Origin of the sequence: Acinetobacter sp. WCHAc060006, assembly GCF_004209135.1 — a bacterium.
Classification (GTDB): domain Bacteria; phylum Pseudomonadota; class Gammaproteobacteria; order Pseudomonadales; family Moraxellaceae; genus Acinetobacter; species Acinetobacter cumulans.
In genome coordinates this window covers 121,095-136,760 of sequence record NZ_SGSS01000004.1, presented here as the reverse complement: position 1 = coordinate 136,760, position 15,666 = coordinate 121,095, and the positions used below count along the sequence as shown (strand labels likewise).

Genomic DNA, 15,666 nt, shown 5'->3' with positions numbered 1-15,666 from the left:
CACAATTTTCCTCAAGGAATACACCAATCATATTTCATATCTTTGCAATATTTCCTTAATAGAACTGTCTTATTTGTAATCAATACTTAGCGCCATTAGATAGCGAAATTATTTTTAGCCAAGCTACTGATAAAACGTATTGATATGACTAGAAAAGTCTTCTGGAGCTTCAAATGAAAAAAACACTATGTGCATTAGCAATCGGGGCAACTGTTGTAACACCTATGATGGCGTCTGCAGCAGATGTAAAAATCTATGGCCGTGCACACGTTTCTTTAGACTACCTTGATGATGGTAAAGATTATAACGAAGTAGGCTTGTCTTCTAATGCATCTCGCTTAGGTTTTAAAGTTGATCAAAAAATTAATGACGACTTAAATGTTTTTGCTCAAATTGAGCAAGAAGTTAACTTTGCAAGTGGCTCTAAAGATGCGAATGGCGTGAATTTCTCAACTCGTGACACATTCGTTGGTGTAAAAAGCGCGAATTATGGTCAAGTTCGTGTTGGCCGTTTTGATAGCCCATTTAAAGTTGCACGTAGCCCTGTAAACTTCTTTGGCGATATGGTGGGTGATGTACGTAACGTCACACGTGTTGGCAACTTAAAGTTTGATGAGCGCAACGAAAACACCATCGAATATAAATCACCAAAATTTGGTGGCGGTTTTAATGTGCTGGGTGCTGTATCAATGAATGCAGGCACAGAGTCAACCAAAGATGCAAATGGCGAAGGCAAAAAGAAAGACCAAGCTTATGATCTTGCTTTGACATATAAAGAAGGCCCGATTGATTTTGCAGCTGCATACGAAAAATATGAAAAAAATGCGGCAAACGTAAGCGATGGCGCAAGCCGTGATGCTTTCCGCCTTGCTGGTGCATACAAAATTACCGAAGAGTTTAACTTAGGTGCAATGTATCAATTGTCTCAACATGACAATGACAAAGTAAATCCAGATGTACAAGTGTTTGGTTTAGCGGGTGAATATAAACTTACACCTAAAACCTCTGTACGCGGTGAATATTTCTACCGTGATGTAGATACAAATGATGCAAATGCAAGCTTAGTTGCAGTCGGTGTTGAACATAAACTTGACAGTACACTTCGCGTATATGGCAACCTTGCAACAGTCATTAACGACAAGAACTCTAAACTCAACCCTTGGAAAGAAGGTCGCAGTTTTGGTAATGGTATTAGCGGTGTAGCAGACGAAAACTCAATCGCCCTATCTTTAGGTCTACGTTACGACTTCTAACATCCCCCCTCGCAAAAAAAAGAACATGCTTGCATGTTCTTTTTTTTCATCATTTTTTTGCGCTTTCCCACTCAGCATAAGCATGCTGTAGACTTTGCATTTTAAATATAAGTATTTTAGTTGGTTTTATTGGTATTAATTATCATTTGTAATATTTAGTAAATACAAGTGTTTTACTCGGATTTAAAATATAATTATAAGTAAAAAAGTCGGAATTAATTTATTTAAACACAAGTAAATAGATCAACTTTAAAACAACATAAAATTAGTATATTTTTTAAATAAAAATATCAATAATTATTTGTTTTATAATTATTTTTTTTAATATATTATTATTTTAACTGTTCCACCTATTTATTTTATATTTTTTTTGTTTAATAATGTAAATATAGTTTTTAAAAACAGGCTTAACCATGAGCTTAGTTCCAAAAAATATCAACCGAAAGGTAAGTCGTGAAATCGCCATTATATTAATAATTAAAGTGGTGATTTTATTGACTATTAAACATATCTGGTTTGACGCACCAACGATTCCTAAAAATTTTGACAATCAAGTTGCCGAGCATATCGCTGGCAGTCCTTCCCAAATCAAGGAGACACGTTGATGATTTCTGAAAGCGTGGTCGATCTTTCGCGGTTCCAATTTGCGATGACCGCGATGTATCACTTTATTTTTGTTCCACTCACTTTAGGTATGGCTTTTCTTCTTGCCATTATGGAAACCACGTATGTGATTTCTGGTAAAGAAATTTATAAAGACATGACTAAATTCTGGGGCAAATTATTCGGTATTAACTTCGCGCTAGGGGTTACTACTGGTTTAACCATGGAATTTCAGTTTGGTACAAACTGGGCATATTACTCACACTACGTGGGCGATATCTTTGGTGCTCCACTCGCAATCGAAGGCTTAATGGCGTTCTTCCTTGAATCGACATTTATTGGTTTATTCTTCTTTGGTTGGGATCGCCTCTCAAAAGTACAGCACTTAGCTGTTACATGGTTAGTTGCACTTGGCTCTAATATGTCTGCACTGTGGATTTTAGTGGCCAACGGCTGGATGCAAAACCCAGTCGGTTCAGCATTTAACTATGAAACCATGCGTATGGAAATGGTCGATTTTGGCGCACTCATCTTCAACCCTGTTGCACAGGTGAAATTCGTACATACTGTATCTGCAGGCTATGTTACTGGTGCAATTTTCGTATTGGCTATTTCTAGCTACTACATGTTGAAAAAACGTGACTTGCCATTTGCGCGCCGTTCTTTTGCCATTGCTGCCATCTTTGGTTTAGCTTCTACACTTTCAGTGATTTTACTGGGTGATGAATCTGGTTACGAAATTGGCGATGTGCAAAAAACTAAATTGGCTGCAATTGAGGCCGAGTGGGATACTCACCCAGCGCCAGCACCGTTTACTTTATTTGGTATCCCAAATAAAGAAACCATGACTACGGACTACGCTATTAAAATTCCGTATGTAATGGGGATTATCGCAACACGCTCAACTACAAAAGAAGTGACAGGCATTAAAGATTTAGTCATCCAACACGAAGAACGTATTCGTAATGGTATGGTGGCTTATTCACAACTTGAAAAACTACGTGCAGGCGACCAATCTGCAGAATTAAAAGCAGCTTTTGCTGAGTCTCAAAAAGACTTGGGCTATGGCTTACTTTTGAAAAAATACACTCCAAACGTAGTTGATGCATCTGAAGCACAAATTAAAGCTGCTGCTAAAGACACAATTCCACACGTACCAAGCTTATTCTGGGCATTCCGTTTAATGGTTGCATCTGGTTTCCTTATGCTTCTATTGTTTGCTCTTGCTGCCTTTGCTGTTGCAAAACGTAATGCAGAAAATAAACCTTGGTTACTAAAATTTGCCTTGTTTGGCTTACCACTTCCTTGGATTGCTGCGCAAACTGGTTGGTATGTTGCCGAAGTTGGCCGTCAACCTTGGACTATCGGTGAAGTTTTACCAACACACCTTTCAGCTTCTAGCTTAAGTACAGGTGATGTATGGGGATCTATCATCGCACTTGCATCGTTCTATACCGTACTTTTGATTATCGAAATGTATCTCATGATCAAATTCTCACGTCTTGGCCCAAGCTCACTTCATACTGGTAAATACCACTTTGAAAAACTTGAAGCGGCGAATAAAGCAAATGAGGAGTCTAAAGCATGATCGAATATGAACTGCTCAAAATCATTTGGTGGGTACTTGTAGGCGTACTACTCATTGGCTTTGCCCTCACCGATGGCTTCGATATGGGTTCCATGGCACTCATGCCATTTGTAGGTAAAACAGATGACGAACGTCGCGCTGCAATCAATACGATTGCACCGCACTGGGACGGCAACCAAGTTTGGTTTATTACGGCTGGTGGTGCACTATTTGCTGCCTGGCCAATGGTATATGCAACTGCATTCTCAGGCATGTACTGGGCACTGCTCCTGGTTCTCTTTGCACTATTTTTGCGACCTGTCGGCTTCGACTACCGCTCAAAACTTGAGAACACAAAATGGCGTACATCTTGGGACTGGGGCTTATGTATTGGTGGCGCCGTACCTGCTTTAGTATTTGGTGTAGCTTTTGGCAACATGTTCTTAGGTGTGCCGTTTACTTTAGATGAAACTGTACGTTCTACTTACACGGGTAGCTTCTTTGCACTACTCAATCCATTTGCATTGGTTTGTGGTTTAGTCAGCCTTTCTATGCTAGCAGCGCACGGTGGTGCTTGGCTCATGATCCGTACAGATGGTGATTTACGTCAACGCTCTGCGAAAGCAACTCAAATCATGGGTATTGTATATTTAGTGACTTTCTTGGCTGCTGGCGCATGGCTATACTTTGGCGGTATTCAAGGTTATACACTTGCGCAACCATTTGACACTAATGGCGTAGCAAACCCACTAGCAAAAGAAGTGATTACCAATGCTAACCCAGGTTGGATGAACAACTACTCAACTTACCCAATTACCATGATTGCTCCAATTATGGGTCTACTTGGTGGCTTGATTGTTGTATTAGCAGCAGGTAAAAATAAAGCAGGTGTGAGCTTCCTAGGTTCAAGCTTAGCGGTGATTGGTGCAATCTTAACTGCTGGATTTGCATTATTCCCGTTCCTTATGCCTTCAAGCATCAACCCAACAGTAAGTCTTACAATGTGGGATGCCGTATCAAGTAAAAATACTTTAACTGTTATGACTGTTGCTGCCTGCATCTTCGTTCCAATCATCTTGTGTTATACCACTTGGTGTTACTACAAAATGTGGGGCGTGATTACTAAGAAACATATTCAAGAGAATTCACATAGCCTTTACTAAAAGCTATGTATGGGAGAAAAATGATGTGGTACTTTGCTTGGATTCTCGGTGTGTTGATGGCATGTTTTGCAGGTGTACTTAGTGCCCTGTACATTGAACATCATCAAGATTTAGATGAGGAATAACACATGACCGATGTTGCTATAGAAAAACCAGTCGTAGAAAAAAAGCCGAATAAATTTGCAATGCTAATTTCCTGCCTTTTGGCTTTTCCTTTGGCAGCAGTCCTCCTTGTTCATCCAGCAGCTATGCTGGATGACAATGGTGGATATAGTCATCGTGCCCTTATGATGGTGATGATTGGCATTTCAGGTGGTTTTGTTCATGGCGTAGGCTTTGTTCCAAAGCATTGGTTTTGGAAATGGTTATTTAGTCCGTACATTGCTTGGCCACTAATGCTCTGGGGATACTATACCTGGTTCCTTGCCTGATTAAAAAAAGCCCTGATTGAAGGGCTTTTTTTATGTTTGTCTTAAAATTCTGATTTTTAAATTCAGATTAATAAAATAAAGCATTATAAATTTTTATTAAAAATTAAATATTTTCTAACATTTAATTATAAATTTTAGTACCCGCAAAGTTGCATCTCCGCTGCATGGCCTTTAGCATGCTCTGCACCTGAATTGGAGTTATATAATGAAAATTAAAACCTTTTTAGCCGTAGCATGCATTATTGCCAGTACTTGCGCATCTGCTGAAGAAACAAAAAAAGGATGGCTGTCAAAAGCCATTGATAAATGGAATACCTTGGGGCAACTAACAGATAAGGATTTTGAACAGTATCCGACGGTGCAAGAGTTTTTCCAAGCCAAGTATAAAAATCCGCGCACCATCACCATGAATAACGTATCTTACGGTGCAGGTACTATTATGTGGGAACGCGCAAATACCTATTGCGCACGTGATGGCGGTGAATTTGTTCAAATTAAAAGCCATCCATCACCACTAATTCCCTATAAAGGCTCTGAGGTGCTATCTACGCCGAATCTGCAAAAATACTACGGCTTATTCCAGTGTAAAAATATCAAAAATAGCTGGAAAGTTTACTTTGACCATCAGAACGAACGTATTTTCCAGCACCCGTCTCCAAACACTGCTTCTGACGTGAGCTTCAATTTCGAATAATTGTTATATATAGAAAAAATCAAAATATGCAAAAAACATTATTGTTTCTTGCCGCGGCAGCCGGACTATCTGGTTGCCAAGTTACAGGGGAACGCGGCAGCCTCTACCAAAATGTACTGGGTGGCTTCGGGCCTAAAACTCAGCATATCCAACTCAATCCAGAACTGAACAGTTTTTCTCTGACAGTACCACTCTCGGCTTATAATGAATTGGATTTAAACAAAGGGCTAATCAGCAATGCTCCTTTCTTTAACCAGTTAAAACAAGACCGTTACTGGAGTGTACATCATATTTATGACGCGCAATTCCGTCGCCTAGCGCAAGACCGAGTAAAAATTAAAGTCTGCAATACAGTTAGTGCTGATCATCGGCGTAGTGCCAACGACTCCAGCTCCTGTGCAGATATACAAATGCGCGTCGCATACGACAAGTTGAGTGATGGCGTGCGCCTGACTTTCAAGCCTATTACGGCCGATATCAGTACAGAAGACTTCGGCTTCTTTATAAAAAATGCAGCACCAGAATTATTTAAAAATGCCGAGCAACTGAACACTGCAACCTTAATTAAAACATTCGGCTATGAAGATGCGCTGACTGTCAGCAGCAAACGTACGATTTCCAGTCTCCGCAATGTTCTAGTAAAAAATGGCTATACTATTACCACTCAGGATATTGCCAATGAAAAAATTTACTTAAGTTCATTTGAGCTTAAATCCGCTGACGCAAAGGTCTTTTCCATCCTAAACTGTCGCACCGCTGCTACAAAAAATGGTTCCAGCACCAGCTGCAAATATGCCCTGTTCAGCCCCTATGCTATCAGTGACTATCGAATATACAACAAAGAAATAACGAGAAAAATCAATCAGCTGTTTAACTAACCCAAAAGCCAGCATCATACTGGTTATTTTATCCGCTTCCCCAGCGCCAGCATAGATACCAACAGATTATCTTACTGGCGCTTATAAGCGCTGGCTGGACATGCCCCTTAGCCTAAACAGCAGAAATAGCTACTGAACAGCTGTTTTAAATCTCTATACCCAAGACATTAGATTAGCTTTTGCATCTGCACAGAAAAATTTGATTTAAGGACTGACGAATCTCTCCATACATTCAGCTATAGCACTTCCAACACATAAAAAAACCGGACACAATGTCCGGCTTTATCATTCCATTTACAATAATGCTTAGCGATGCGTGTGAATCGACATCACAATCCCCATTCCCGCAAGCATTGCAATAACAGCCGTACCACCATAACTCATGAGTGGTAAAGGGTCACCTGTAACAGGCAAAATACCACTCACCATACCAGAGTTTAAAAATACAAAGAAAAAGAAAGTAAGTCCTGTTGCACTGGCATATAAACGCCCAAAATTATGAAAGCTGTTCATCCCAATCATTAAGCAACGAATAATAATGGCAAAAAACAGACTAAATAATAAGAAAACACCAATAAAGCCAAACTCTTCTGCATAAGTCGACATAATAAAGTCAGTATGATGTTCAGGCAAATAACCTAAATGTGACTGCGTCCCTTCAGTAAAACCCTTACCTGTCATACCACCTGAACCAATCGCAATTTTAGACTGGATAATATTCCAACCCGCACCTAAAGCGTCTGATTCTGGGTCAAAAAGCGTTAAAATACGTTTCTTTTGATATTCCTGTAGCAGAAACATCCACAGCAGTGGTGCGGCAATAGCCAAAGCCCCCATTGCCCCTACAATTAATTTCCAAGACATCCCACTTAAAAATAAAATAAAAATACCCGGGATAATCAGACCAATATTTAAGTCTGGCTGTAAAGCCACAAGCACAAAAGGCACCATCATAATAATCAGCGCGATGATGATATGTACAAATTTAGGTGGAAATGCGCGATTGGAAAAATACCATGCCATCATCAGCGGCATCGCAAATTTCATCACTTCGCTGGGTTGCATACTACCTATTCCAGGAATGGTAATCCAACGTTTAGCACCAAGCCGAGTTTCACCTATAACAAACACTAGCATCAGCATAATTATGCCAAAAATATAAAAATACGGACTAATGGCTTGATAAACTTTCGGTGGCACTTGTGCACACAAAAACATTAAAGTAAAACCAACGGCAAAACTTGTTGCTTGACGTAGTACCATGCCAGTATTTTCAGCAGTTGCACTATAGACAACCATCAATCCAAGTATGGCATTTAGAACTAAAAAACATAATAACCACGGGTCTAAATGTAATTTAGCCCAACGCGAAGAATCGTGCTTTATGCTCATTCCATCTCGAGCGGAATGACGCAAAAAACGATACTGCTGTGAAGGGATCATTTTAGGATTAAGCGTTAAGTAGAATTCAGAAATTATAAGTGAAAGCCACAGCGAATATACCGCTGCAGCTAAAATAATTTTAAGATATTAAGTATTCAGCGCTGACTGTGAAGCCAAAATTAACTTCGCCAACTCTAAATCATCTGGATAGGTAATTTTAATGTTATCCGCACGGCCCTGTACAACTTTCACTGCCACACCAACATATTCAAGCGCACTGGCTTCATCTGTAATTTGCACATGATCTTGCAATGCTTGCTCAATGGCTTTTTTTAATAACCCCAATGGCGCAATTTGCGGTGTTTGGGCTTGCCACAAATTTGCACGATCAACTGTTTTATTAATCTGCACGCCCTGCTCAACATGTTTGAGTGTATCACGCACAGGCACAGCTAAAATTGCACTACTGTTTTGCTCAATTGCAGTTGTCACTAATTTGTCCAAACATGCAACAGATACACACGGACGCGCTGCATCATGTACAAACACCCAGTCTTCATCTGAGGCAATTGTAGATAAATATTGTAAGGCATTCAGTACCGAGTTTACTCGCTCAGCACCACCCAAACAAAAGTGTGCGCGCTCGGCATGCGCAAAAGAAAGTGTCTGCACAAAATCATCTTGCTCACCTACAGCCAGCACATAACCTTGTAAAGGCAGTTGATTTAAGCGCTGAACAGTATGTTCTAATACGGTTTGATTTTGAATAACTTGGTATTGCTTTAATTCTGTTTTAGAAAATCGACTACCCGAACCCGCAGCAGGTATAACAGCCCACAACTTAAGGTTCTGTAGGCGGGAGCTCAGCGACGTCTGATTCATTGGTACGTAAATCTACTTTTTCATTTGGATCGATATAAATCGGTTTATATTGAGTACTAATTGTACTCATTTGAACAAACGTTTCGTGTGGCTTAACCAAGCCCAAGTCTAAGCGTGCATGCTCTTCAATGGCTTCAACACCATTTTTTAAATCGAAGACTTCTGCAGCCAAAACACGATTGCGTTCTTTGAGTTCATCATTCAGCTCAACTTGTTGCTGAATTTTTTGGGTGAGTTCTTGATGGTCTTTATAACCACCTTCACCAAACCAGTATAAATACTGAAACCCCGCGATCAAAATGATCGCAAGGCCCAATAGTACTTTACTCGCTTTGGAGTCGAATACATTTAACATAGAGAGCATGAGCGCTTAGTTCAAACCTTTGAACTCAGCTTTACCGCGATATGCAGCTTTAGTCAATTCTTCAATACGAAGTAATTGGTTATATTTTGCTACACGGTCAGAACGGCAAAGTGAACCAGTTTTGATTTGGCCCGCTGCTGTACCAACTGCAAGATCCGCAATTGTAGAATCTTCAGTTTCACCAGAACGGTGTGAAATTACAGTAGAGTAACCATTTGCTTTTGCAAGATAGATCGCATCTAAAGTTTCAGTCAATGTACCGATTTGGTTGTACTTGATCAGAATTGAGTTACCAACTTTTTCGTTGATACCACGTTGAAGAATCTTAGGATTCGTAACGAACAAGTCATCACCAACCAATTGGATTTTGTCGCCAAGGATCGAAGTTAGGTAAGACCAACCTTCCCAATCAGACTCGTCCAAACCATCTTCAATTGAGATGATTGGGTATTGTTTAGCAAAACCTGCAAGGTAGTCAGCAAATTGGTTGCTTGTGAATGCTTTATTGCCTTCACCTGCAAGGATGTATTGACCATCTTTGTAGAATTCTGAAGATGCACAGTCAAGCGCAAGCATAATGTCAGAACCAGCTTTGTAGCCAGTTTTTTCAATCGCTTCTAGAATAACTGTAATTGCTTCTTCGTTAGAACGAAGGTTAGGTGCGAAACCACCCTCATCACCCACTGCAGTATTTAAACCTTGTTTCTTTAAAACTGATTTTAAAGAATGGAAAATTTCTGCACCAGCACGTAAAGCTTCAGAGAATGAAGTGAAGCCTACTGGCTCAATCATAAATTCTTGAATGTCTACGTTGTTGTCTGCATGTGAACCACCGTTTAGGATGTTCATCATTGGAACAGGCATTGTTAAAATGCTGTTATTACGAAGGTCTGCGATGTATTGGAAAAGTGGGATTTTCTTTTCGTCAGCAGCAGCACGCGCAGCAGCAAGAGAAACTGCCAAAGTTGCGTTAGCGCCTAATTTTTCTTTGTTTTCAGTACCGTCAAGCGCGATCATTGTGTTATCAATGTCTTTTTGTTCGAATACTGATTTACCCAACAATGCATCACGAATTACTGTGTTAACGTTGTTAACCGCAGTTTTAACGCCTTTACCTAAGTAACGAGCTTTGTCGCCGTCACGAAGTTCTAAAGCTTCACGAGAACCAGTTGAAGCACCAGATGGTGCACATGCACGGCCAACTACGCCAGATGCTAAGATAACGTCTGCTTCGATGGTTGGGTTACCACGAGAGTCCAAGATTTCACGTGCACGAATGTCAACGATTTGACTCATGAACAATTCCTCAGTTGATTAATAAAACGATGCGCCAATTAATGACGCATCAATGTTGAAAATTATTAGTGTGTATCAAGCTTCTGAAAACCTTTTACCAAGGTATCGAGCTCTTTTAACTGTGCTAAGAATGGCTCAAGTTGAGACATACGCAATGCGCACGGACCATCACATTTGGCTTTATCAGGATCTGGGTGACCTTCTAAGAACAAGCCTGCCAATCCTGTTGCCATACCCGCACGTGCTAGGGTCGTAATCTGCGCGCGACGTCCGCCTGCAGAATATTCACGTCCACCCGGCGTTTGCAACGCATGTGTTACATCAAAGAACACTGGAACGTTCATCTGCTTCATCGTGTCAAAGCCCAGCATATCTACAACTAGGTTGTTGTAGCCAAATGCAGAACCGCGCTCACATAGAATCAGTTTATCGTTACCTGCTTCCAAGCACTTATTCATGATATGACGCATTTCATGTGGTGCAAGGAATTGAGCTTTTTTGATGTTGATAATGGCATCTGTTTTTGCCATTGCTTCAACAAGATCCGTTTGACGGCTTAAGAAAGCCGGCAATTGGATAATGTCTGCAACCTCTGCAACAGGTGCTGCTTGGTATGGCTCATGCACATCAGTGATGATAGGCACATTGAAATGTTTTTTAATGTCAGCCAACCACTCGATGCCTTTCTCTAGGCCTGGGCCACGGAAAGAATTTAAGCTTGAACGGTTTGCTTTATCAAAACTTGCCTTAAATACGTATGGAATATCTAAACGCTTACAGATATCTACGTATGTTTCAGCAATTTCAAAAGCAAGGTCTTTTGACTCAAGTACGTTCATGCCGCCGAATAGTACAAATGGCAAATGATTTGCCATTTGTATATCGCCTAAACGTACAATTTCTTGTGGTTTTAATTGTGACATTTAAACTTCCTAGTTTAGTCCTACAATGCCATTACTTGGTTTTTTGATACTGTTTTTTAGCAGCATCAATAAAGCCAGCAAATAATGGGTGACCATCACGTGGTGAGCTGGTAAATTCTGGGTGGAATTGTACCGCAACAAACCAAGGATGTGCAGGAATTTCAACAGTTTCTACTAAACGTTGTACTGGTGAATAACCAGAAATCTTCATGCCTTTTTCTTCAAGCACTGGGATATAACGGTTGTTCATTTCATAACGGTGACGGTGACGTTCGATGATTTCTTCAGAACCATACACTTGAGCTGTTTTAGTACCTGCAACTAACTCTGATTTTTGAGCACCAAGACGCATTGTGCCACCAAGATCAGAATCAGCATTACGCTGTTGTACTTCACCACGTTCGTCTAACCATTCTGTAATCAAGCCAATTAATGGTGATTTAGTAGAACGGTTAAATTCAGTTGAAGTTGCATCTGGAATACCCGCAACATTGCGCGCATATTCGATTACAGCCAACTGCATACCCAAACAAATACCTAGGAATGGCACGCCATTTTCACGAGCGAATTTAATCGCTTGCATTTTACCTTCAGTACCGCGCTCACCAAAACCACCTGGCACTAAGATTGCATCAGCATCTTTTAATACTTCTGCGACATCTTGGCTTTCAAGCTCTTCAGCATTGACATAATCAATCTGAACTTTCACACGGTTTTGAATACCCGCATGTAAAAGTGCTTCGTTTACAGATTTATACGCATCTGGAAGTTCAACATACTTACCAACCATAGCAACACGTACTGTGTATTCTGGGTTAAGCAATGCTTCTACCACATTGTCCCAATCTGTTAAGTCAGCTTCAGGAAGATCGTTATAACCAAAACGTTCACAGATTAAATCATCAACATTTTGTTCATAGAACGTACGTGGAATTTGGTAAATGCTGCGTGCATCTTTACATACAACAACTGCACGTGCTTCTACGTTTGTGAACAGTGCAATTTTGCGTGTTGTATCTGCATCAACATCGTGTTCAGTACGACAAATTAAGATGTCTGGTTGAATACCAATTGATAACAACTCTTTTACAGAGTGTTGTGTCGGTTTAGTCTTTAACTCTGCTGCTGACTTAATGTATGGGAGTAACGTTAAGTGCATAAGCATCGTGCGTTTATGACCAAGCTCAACCATTAACTGACGTACAGATTCCATGAATGGGAGAGATTCGATGTCACCTACTGTACCGCCGATCTCAACGATCGCAACGTCATAGCCTTCGCCTGCGCGAAGTACACGTTCTTTAATATTATCAGTAATGTGTGGAATAACTTGAACTGTACCACCTAGGTAATCACCACGGCGTTCTTTGTTAAGAACATCTTGGTAAACACGACCTGAAGTGAAGTTATTCAGTTTGGTCATTTTCGCACGACGTAGGAAACGTTCGTAGTAACCCAAGTCTAAGTCAGTTTCAGCACCGTCTTCAGTTACGAAAACTTCACCATGTTGGAATGGGCTCATTGTCCCTGGATCGACATTAATGTATGGATCCATTTTTACCATGGTCACTTTTAAACCACGAGCTTCTAAAAGTGCAGCAACAGAAGCAGCTGAAATACCTTTACCTAGTGATGAAACTACACCACCAGTAACGAAAATAAAATGGGTCATTGGGTTTCTCGTACAATCGAGCCTAAATCGGCCTGCAATGTTGCGCAATTTTACTTTACTCTGTACCTATAAAGCAAAGTCAATCCGCATCAATTATTAGAAGAATAAACAATTGGCTATTGTATCAGCATTTCCGATAAAAAATTAGTGTAAGTTCATAGGATTTCTATCTTGTGAATTGCTGTTATAATGACAACATCCCTTTCACACCCTATTTTTTGCATTATGAATAAAAAATTTTTGATCTGTGGTGCACTTGCAGCTGGCCTACTCTTAACTGCATGTGTGAAAAAAGAAGCACCAAAGGAAGATGAGCAAGAACACGTTGAAACTGCAGCATCTGAAGCAGCGCCAGCAGAATTTCAAAAGTTAGACGCAACTGACGAACAAGAAATTCCACCAACGCCTCCACATACTGAAGTTATTCGTGAAGAAACGCCTAACACCGTTACTGAAGTTCGTCGTGAAGTAGCACCAGCTGCTGAGGCGCCAAAACCAGCGCCAGCTCCAGTTCAAAAAGCTGAAGCGCCACGTGCAGAAGACAAGCCAACACAAGCTGTTACACCTAAAAACACAAGTGCAAGCCAATCTGAAGATGATGCTGTCGCTGCTGCAATTGCCGCTGCAACTCCAGCTTTAGACAACTAATTGTTTATTCTCTAAACAATTCAATAAAAAGCCCAGTTTTGACTGGGCTTTTTATTGCTTGTACATAAATATATATCTGTAGCAAATGACTTACTTTTGCTCACAATCGCTCTTGTAGTTTTTCAGCTAAATACTCAATAAATAAACGAACACGTTTGGGTAAATGCTCTTGTTGATAATATACGGCATGAATCAGCTGTTCATGCGGTTCGATTTGATCATCTAAAAGTTGTACCAAGCGCCCTTCAGCAATATCTTTTTCTAACATAAAAATCGAAAGACAGGCGATACCCATGCCATGAATTGCAAGCTCGCGTATCGTTTCACCGTTTGATGCCTTGATATTTGGTCGTATCGTCAGTGGTTTTCCACCGACTTGGATCGGCCACGTATTCATGTGTGTAATTTGACTAAATCCAAGTAAAGCATGTGCTAAAAGCTCCTCCGCATTTTTCGGATGCCCATGCTGCTGAAGATAGTCAGGACTCGCCACCAAACACAATCGACTCTTATATATAAATTTTGCATGCAAACTTGAGTCGTTTAATTTACCAAAGCGAATCGCGACATCCGCTTTATGCTCTAATAAGTCAATCACTTGATCATGATTCACCAATTCAATCTGTATATGCGGATAACGTGCATTAAATTCAGGAATTAAAGGCACAATGACATGCAGAATAAAAGAAATCGCTGAATCGACTCGTACAAGACCAGAAGTGTCGGCATCTAATTTCAGCAGGGAATCTTCCGCCTCGGTCAAATCATTCAGTATTCGTCGGGTTTTAGCTAAAAATAATTGCCCTTCTTGCGTCAGTTTAATTTTGCGGGTTGTTCGTTCCAACAGTGTTACATTTAATTTAGATTCCAAACGCTGTAATGCACGGCTTATGCCAGATGCTGTTTGATCCAGCCTTTCTGCTGCTTTCACAATAGAGCCACTATCTACAATAACAGTAAAAACCTGTAGCTCCTCAATAGTTGATTTCATTGCATATTCGAATTCGTGATTTTTAATCAATAATATATTCCAAACTCATGCATTTTTCTTCACTAAAATAGGCAGCACAATACCAACAATTTAAAAAAAGAGAATTTCTGATGATTGTTCCTCAAATGGGTGTTGGCACATTCCGCCTAGGCGGTCAAACCGTTATAGACTCGATTAAAAATGCACTAAATGCAGGATATCGAGCAATTGATACGGCGCAGATTTACAACAATGAAGCAGAAGTTGGGCAAGCAATCCATGAAAGTCATGTGAATAGCGCGGATATTTTCTTAACCACGAAAATTTGGACTGAAAATTATGCTGCAGATAGACTGATACCCAGCTTAAAAGAAAGTTTAATTAAATTGCGAACTGATGCAGTCAATCTCACACTTATTCATTGGCCAGCACCTGCACTGGGGGTTGATATTCCTGAATTAATGGAACATTTACTTGAGGCGAAAAAACAAGGATTGACTGAGCATATTGGTATATCCAATTTTAATATTGAGCTCACTCAACAAACAATCGATCATATCGGGCTGGAAAACATTGCAACCAATCAAATTGAACTGAGTCCATATTTGCAAAATCAAAACTTGGCTAATTATCTACAAGCCAACAATATAGATGTCACATCCTATATGACTTTGGCCTATGGCAAAGTTTTGCAAGATCCAATCCTTTTAAATATCGCAGCCGAACACCAAGCTACTTCAGCTCAAATTGCGCTGGCTTGGGCATTACAAAAAGGCTATGCCGTTATTCCATCATCAACCAAACCTGAACATTTAATCAGTAATTTAAAAGCTCAAGACATTCATTTAACACCAGCACAGATGCAAGCCATTGCAACACTGGACAGAAATTCACGTGAAGTGAATCCACCTGAACTTGCTCCAGTTTGGGATATTTAAT

The 15,666-nt window shown here is 40.2% G+C and carries 17 protein-coding genes; 10 read left to right on the top strand and 7 right to left on the bottom strand.

The window, feature by feature from the left end; all coding sequences use genetic code 11:
* Positions 1 to 173: 173 nt before the first annotated feature.
* From EXE29_RS04190 to EXE29_RS04155, 8 genes are all read left to right on the top strand, one after another.
* Positions 174 to 1,253, top strand: a complete 1,080-nt coding sequence (locus EXE29_RS04190) for a porin (RefSeq protein ID WP_120363943.1) — start codon at positions 174 to 176, stop codon at positions 1,251 to 1,253.
* 413 nt (positions 1,254 to 1,666) lie between these two features.
* Positions 1,667 to 1,858 carry a cytochrome oxidase putative small subunit CydP gene (cydP, locus tag EXE29_RS04185; RefSeq protein ID WP_120363944.1) on the top strand — a complete coding sequence of 64 codons (192 nt, stop codon included), beginning with the start codon at positions 1,667 to 1,669 and terminating at the stop codon, positions 1,856 to 1,858.
* Entirely contained in the window at positions 1,858 to 3,444 is a 1,587-nt protein-coding gene (locus EXE29_RS04180; protein ID WP_120363945.1) for a cytochrome ubiquinol oxidase subunit I, read from the top strand. The genes cydP and EXE29_RS04180 overlap by 1 nt, the downstream gene beginning before the upstream one ends.
* Complete coding sequence (cydB, locus tag EXE29_RS04175; RefSeq protein ID WP_106985016.1) at positions 3,441 to 4,586, top strand: cytochrome d ubiquinol oxidase subunit II; 1,146 nt, start codon at positions 3,441 to 3,443, stop codon at positions 4,584 to 4,586. Before EXE29_RS04180 ends, cydB begins: the two co-directional genes overlap by 4 nt.
* A gap of 23 nt (positions 4,587 to 4,609) precedes the next feature.
* Positions 4,610 to 4,711 carry a cytochrome bd-I oxidase subunit CydX gene (gene cydX, locus EXE29_RS04170; RefSeq protein ID WP_004653762.1) on the top strand — a complete coding sequence of 34 codons (102 nt, stop codon included), beginning with the start codon at positions 4,610 to 4,612 and terminating at the stop codon, positions 4,709 to 4,711.
* A 3-nt stretch (positions 4,712 to 4,714) separates the two neighbouring features.
* The gene (locus EXE29_RS04165; protein ID WP_106985015.1) at positions 4,715 to 5,017 is read left to right on the top strand and encodes a cyd operon YbgE family protein; all 303 of its coding nucleotides are present in this window, start codon (positions 4,715 to 4,717) and stop codon (positions 5,015 to 5,017) included.
* 205 nt (positions 5,018 to 5,222) lie between these two features.
* Positions 5,223 to 5,711 (top strand): hypothetical protein, encoded by a 489-nt coding sequence (locus tag EXE29_RS04160; protein ID WP_106985014.1) that lies wholly within the window; start codon positions 5,223 to 5,225, stop codon positions 5,709 to 5,711.
* Positions 5,712 to 5,737: 26 nt separating this feature from the next.
* Positions 5,738 to 6,589, top strand: coding sequence for a hypothetical protein (locus tag EXE29_RS04155; protein WP_120363946.1), 852 nt, complete (start codon positions 5,738 to 5,740; stop codon positions 6,587 to 6,589).
* A 306-nt stretch (positions 6,590 to 6,895) separates the two neighbouring features.
* On the opposite strand, the gene rodA is transcribed toward EXE29_RS04155, so the two are convergent.
* The 6 genes from rodA to pyrG all read right to left on the bottom strand — a co-directional run bounded on the left by rodA (position 6,896) and on the right by pyrG (position 13,109).
* Positions 6,896 to 8,032 carry a rod shape-determining protein RodA gene (gene rodA / locus EXE29_RS04150; protein ID WP_106985012.1) on the bottom strand — a complete coding sequence of 379 codons (1,137 nt, stop codon included), beginning with the start codon at positions 8,030 to 8,032 and terminating at the stop codon, positions 6,896 to 6,898.
* An 87-nt stretch (positions 8,033 to 8,119) separates the two neighbouring features.
* The gene (gene ispD / locus EXE29_RS04145) at positions 8,120 to 8,854 is read right to left on the bottom strand and encodes a 2-C-methyl-D-erythritol 4-phosphate cytidylyltransferase (RefSeq protein WP_120363947.1); all 735 of its coding nucleotides are present in this window, start codon (positions 8,852 to 8,854) and stop codon (positions 8,120 to 8,122) included.
* Positions 8,814 to 9,209, bottom strand: a complete 396-nt coding sequence (locus EXE29_RS04140; RefSeq protein WP_106985010.1) for a septum formation initiator family protein — start codon at positions 9,207 to 9,209, stop codon at positions 8,814 to 8,816. The genes ispD and EXE29_RS04140 overlap by 41 nt, the downstream gene beginning before the upstream one ends.
* Positions 9,210 to 9,224: 15 nt before the next feature.
* Positions 9,225 to 10,514 (bottom strand): phosphopyruvate hydratase, encoded by a 1,290-nt coding sequence (eno, locus tag EXE29_RS04135; RefSeq protein ID WP_106985009.1) that lies wholly within the window; start codon positions 10,512 to 10,514, stop codon positions 9,225 to 9,227.
* A 65-nt stretch (positions 10,515 to 10,579) separates the two neighbouring features.
* Positions 10,580 to 11,437, bottom strand: a complete 858-nt coding sequence (gene kdsA, locus EXE29_RS04130) for a 3-deoxy-8-phosphooctulonate synthase (protein ID WP_117006747.1) — start codon at positions 11,435 to 11,437, stop codon at positions 10,580 to 10,582.
* A 31-nt stretch (positions 11,438 to 11,468) separates the two neighbouring features.
* Positions 11,469 to 13,109 carry a CTP synthase gene (gene pyrG / locus EXE29_RS04125; RefSeq protein WP_106985007.1) on the bottom strand — a complete coding sequence of 547 codons (1,641 nt, stop codon included), beginning with the start codon at positions 13,107 to 13,109 and terminating at the stop codon, positions 11,469 to 11,471.
* A 225-nt stretch (positions 13,110 to 13,334) separates the two neighbouring features.
* Between pyrG and EXE29_RS04120 the strand changes: the two genes are divergently transcribed.
* On the top strand, positions 13,335 to 13,757 hold the full coding sequence (locus EXE29_RS04120; RefSeq protein WP_117006746.1) for an internalin: 423 nt from the start codon (positions 13,335 to 13,337) through the stop codon (positions 13,755 to 13,757).
* Between the two features lie 100 nt (positions 13,758 to 13,857).
* On the opposite strand, the gene EXE29_RS04115 is transcribed toward EXE29_RS04120, so the two are convergent.
* A complete protein-coding gene (locus EXE29_RS04115; protein ID WP_117006766.1) occupies positions 13,858 to 14,748 on the bottom strand; it encodes a LysR family transcriptional regulator in 891 nt (296 codons plus the stop codon).
* A gap of 110 nt (positions 14,749 to 14,858) precedes the next feature.
* Between EXE29_RS04115 and dkgB the strand changes: the two genes are divergently transcribed.
* Entirely contained in the window at positions 14,859 to 15,665 is an 807-nt protein-coding gene (dkgB, locus tag EXE29_RS04110) for a 2,5-didehydrogluconate reductase DkgB (protein WP_213072625.1), read from the top strand.
* Position 15,666 lies beyond the last annotated feature (1 nt).

What these genes read in the sequence shown, in the direction of transcription:
- EXE29_RS04190 (WP_120363943.1), top strand. Translation starts at nt 174, where the DNA reads ATGAAAAAAACACTATGTGCATTAGCAATCGGGGCAACTGTTGTAACA.
- cydP (WP_120363944.1), top strand. Translation starts at nt 1,667, where the DNA reads ATGAGCTTAGTTCCAAAAAATATCAACCGAAAGGTAAGTCGTGAAATC.
- EXE29_RS04180 (WP_120363945.1), top strand. Translation starts at nt 1,858, where the DNA reads ATGATTTCTGAAAGCGTGGTCGATCTTTCGCGGTTCCAATTTGCGATG.
- cydB (WP_106985016.1), top strand. Translation starts at nt 3,441, where the DNA reads ATGATCGAATATGAACTGCTCAAAATCATTTGGTGGGTACTTGTAGGC.
- cydX (WP_004653762.1), top strand. Translation starts at nt 4,610, where the DNA reads ATGTGGTACTTTGCTTGGATTCTCGGTGTGTTGATGGCATGTTTTGCA.
- EXE29_RS04165 (WP_106985015.1), top strand. Translation starts at nt 4,715, where the DNA reads ATGACCGATGTTGCTATAGAAAAACCAGTCGTAGAAAAAAAGCCGAAT.
- EXE29_RS04160 (WP_106985014.1), top strand. Translation starts at nt 5,223, where the DNA reads ATGAAAATTAAAACCTTTTTAGCCGTAGCATGCATTATTGCCAGTACT.
- EXE29_RS04155 (WP_120363946.1), top strand. Translation starts at nt 5,738, where the DNA reads ATGCAAAAAACATTATTGTTTCTTGCCGCGGCAGCCGGACTATCTGGT.
- rodA (WP_106985012.1), bottom strand. Translation starts at nt 8,032, where the DNA reads ATGATCCCTTCACAGCAGTATCGTTTTTTGCGTCATTCCGCTCGAGAT.
- ispD (WP_120363947.1), bottom strand. Translation starts at nt 8,854, where the DNA reads ATGAATCAGACGTCGCTGAGCTCCCGCCTACAGAACCTTAAGTTGTGG.
- EXE29_RS04140 (WP_106985010.1), bottom strand. Translation starts at nt 9,209, where the DNA reads ATGTTAAATGTATTCGACTCCAAAGCGAGTAAAGTACTATTGGGCCTT.
- eno (WP_106985009.1), bottom strand. Translation starts at nt 10,514, where the DNA reads ATGAGTCAAATCGTTGACATTCGTGCACGTGAAATCTTGGACTCTCGT.
- kdsA (WP_117006747.1), bottom strand. Translation starts at nt 11,437, where the DNA reads ATGTCACAATTAAAACCACAAGAAATTGTACGTTTAGGCGATATACAA.
- pyrG (WP_106985007.1), bottom strand. Translation starts at nt 13,109, where the DNA reads ATGACCCATTTTATTTTCGTTACTGGTGGTGTAGTTTCATCACTAGGT.
- EXE29_RS04120 (WP_117006746.1), top strand. Translation starts at nt 13,335, where the DNA reads ATGAATAAAAAATTTTTGATCTGTGGTGCACTTGCAGCTGGCCTACTC.
- EXE29_RS04115 (WP_117006766.1), bottom strand. Translation starts at nt 14,748, where the DNA reads ATGAAATCAACTATTGAGGAGCTACAGGTTTTTACTGTTATTGTAGAT.
- dkgB (WP_213072625.1), top strand. Translation starts at nt 14,859, where the DNA reads ATGATTGTTCCTCAAATGGGTGTTGGCACATTCCGCCTAGGCGGTCAA.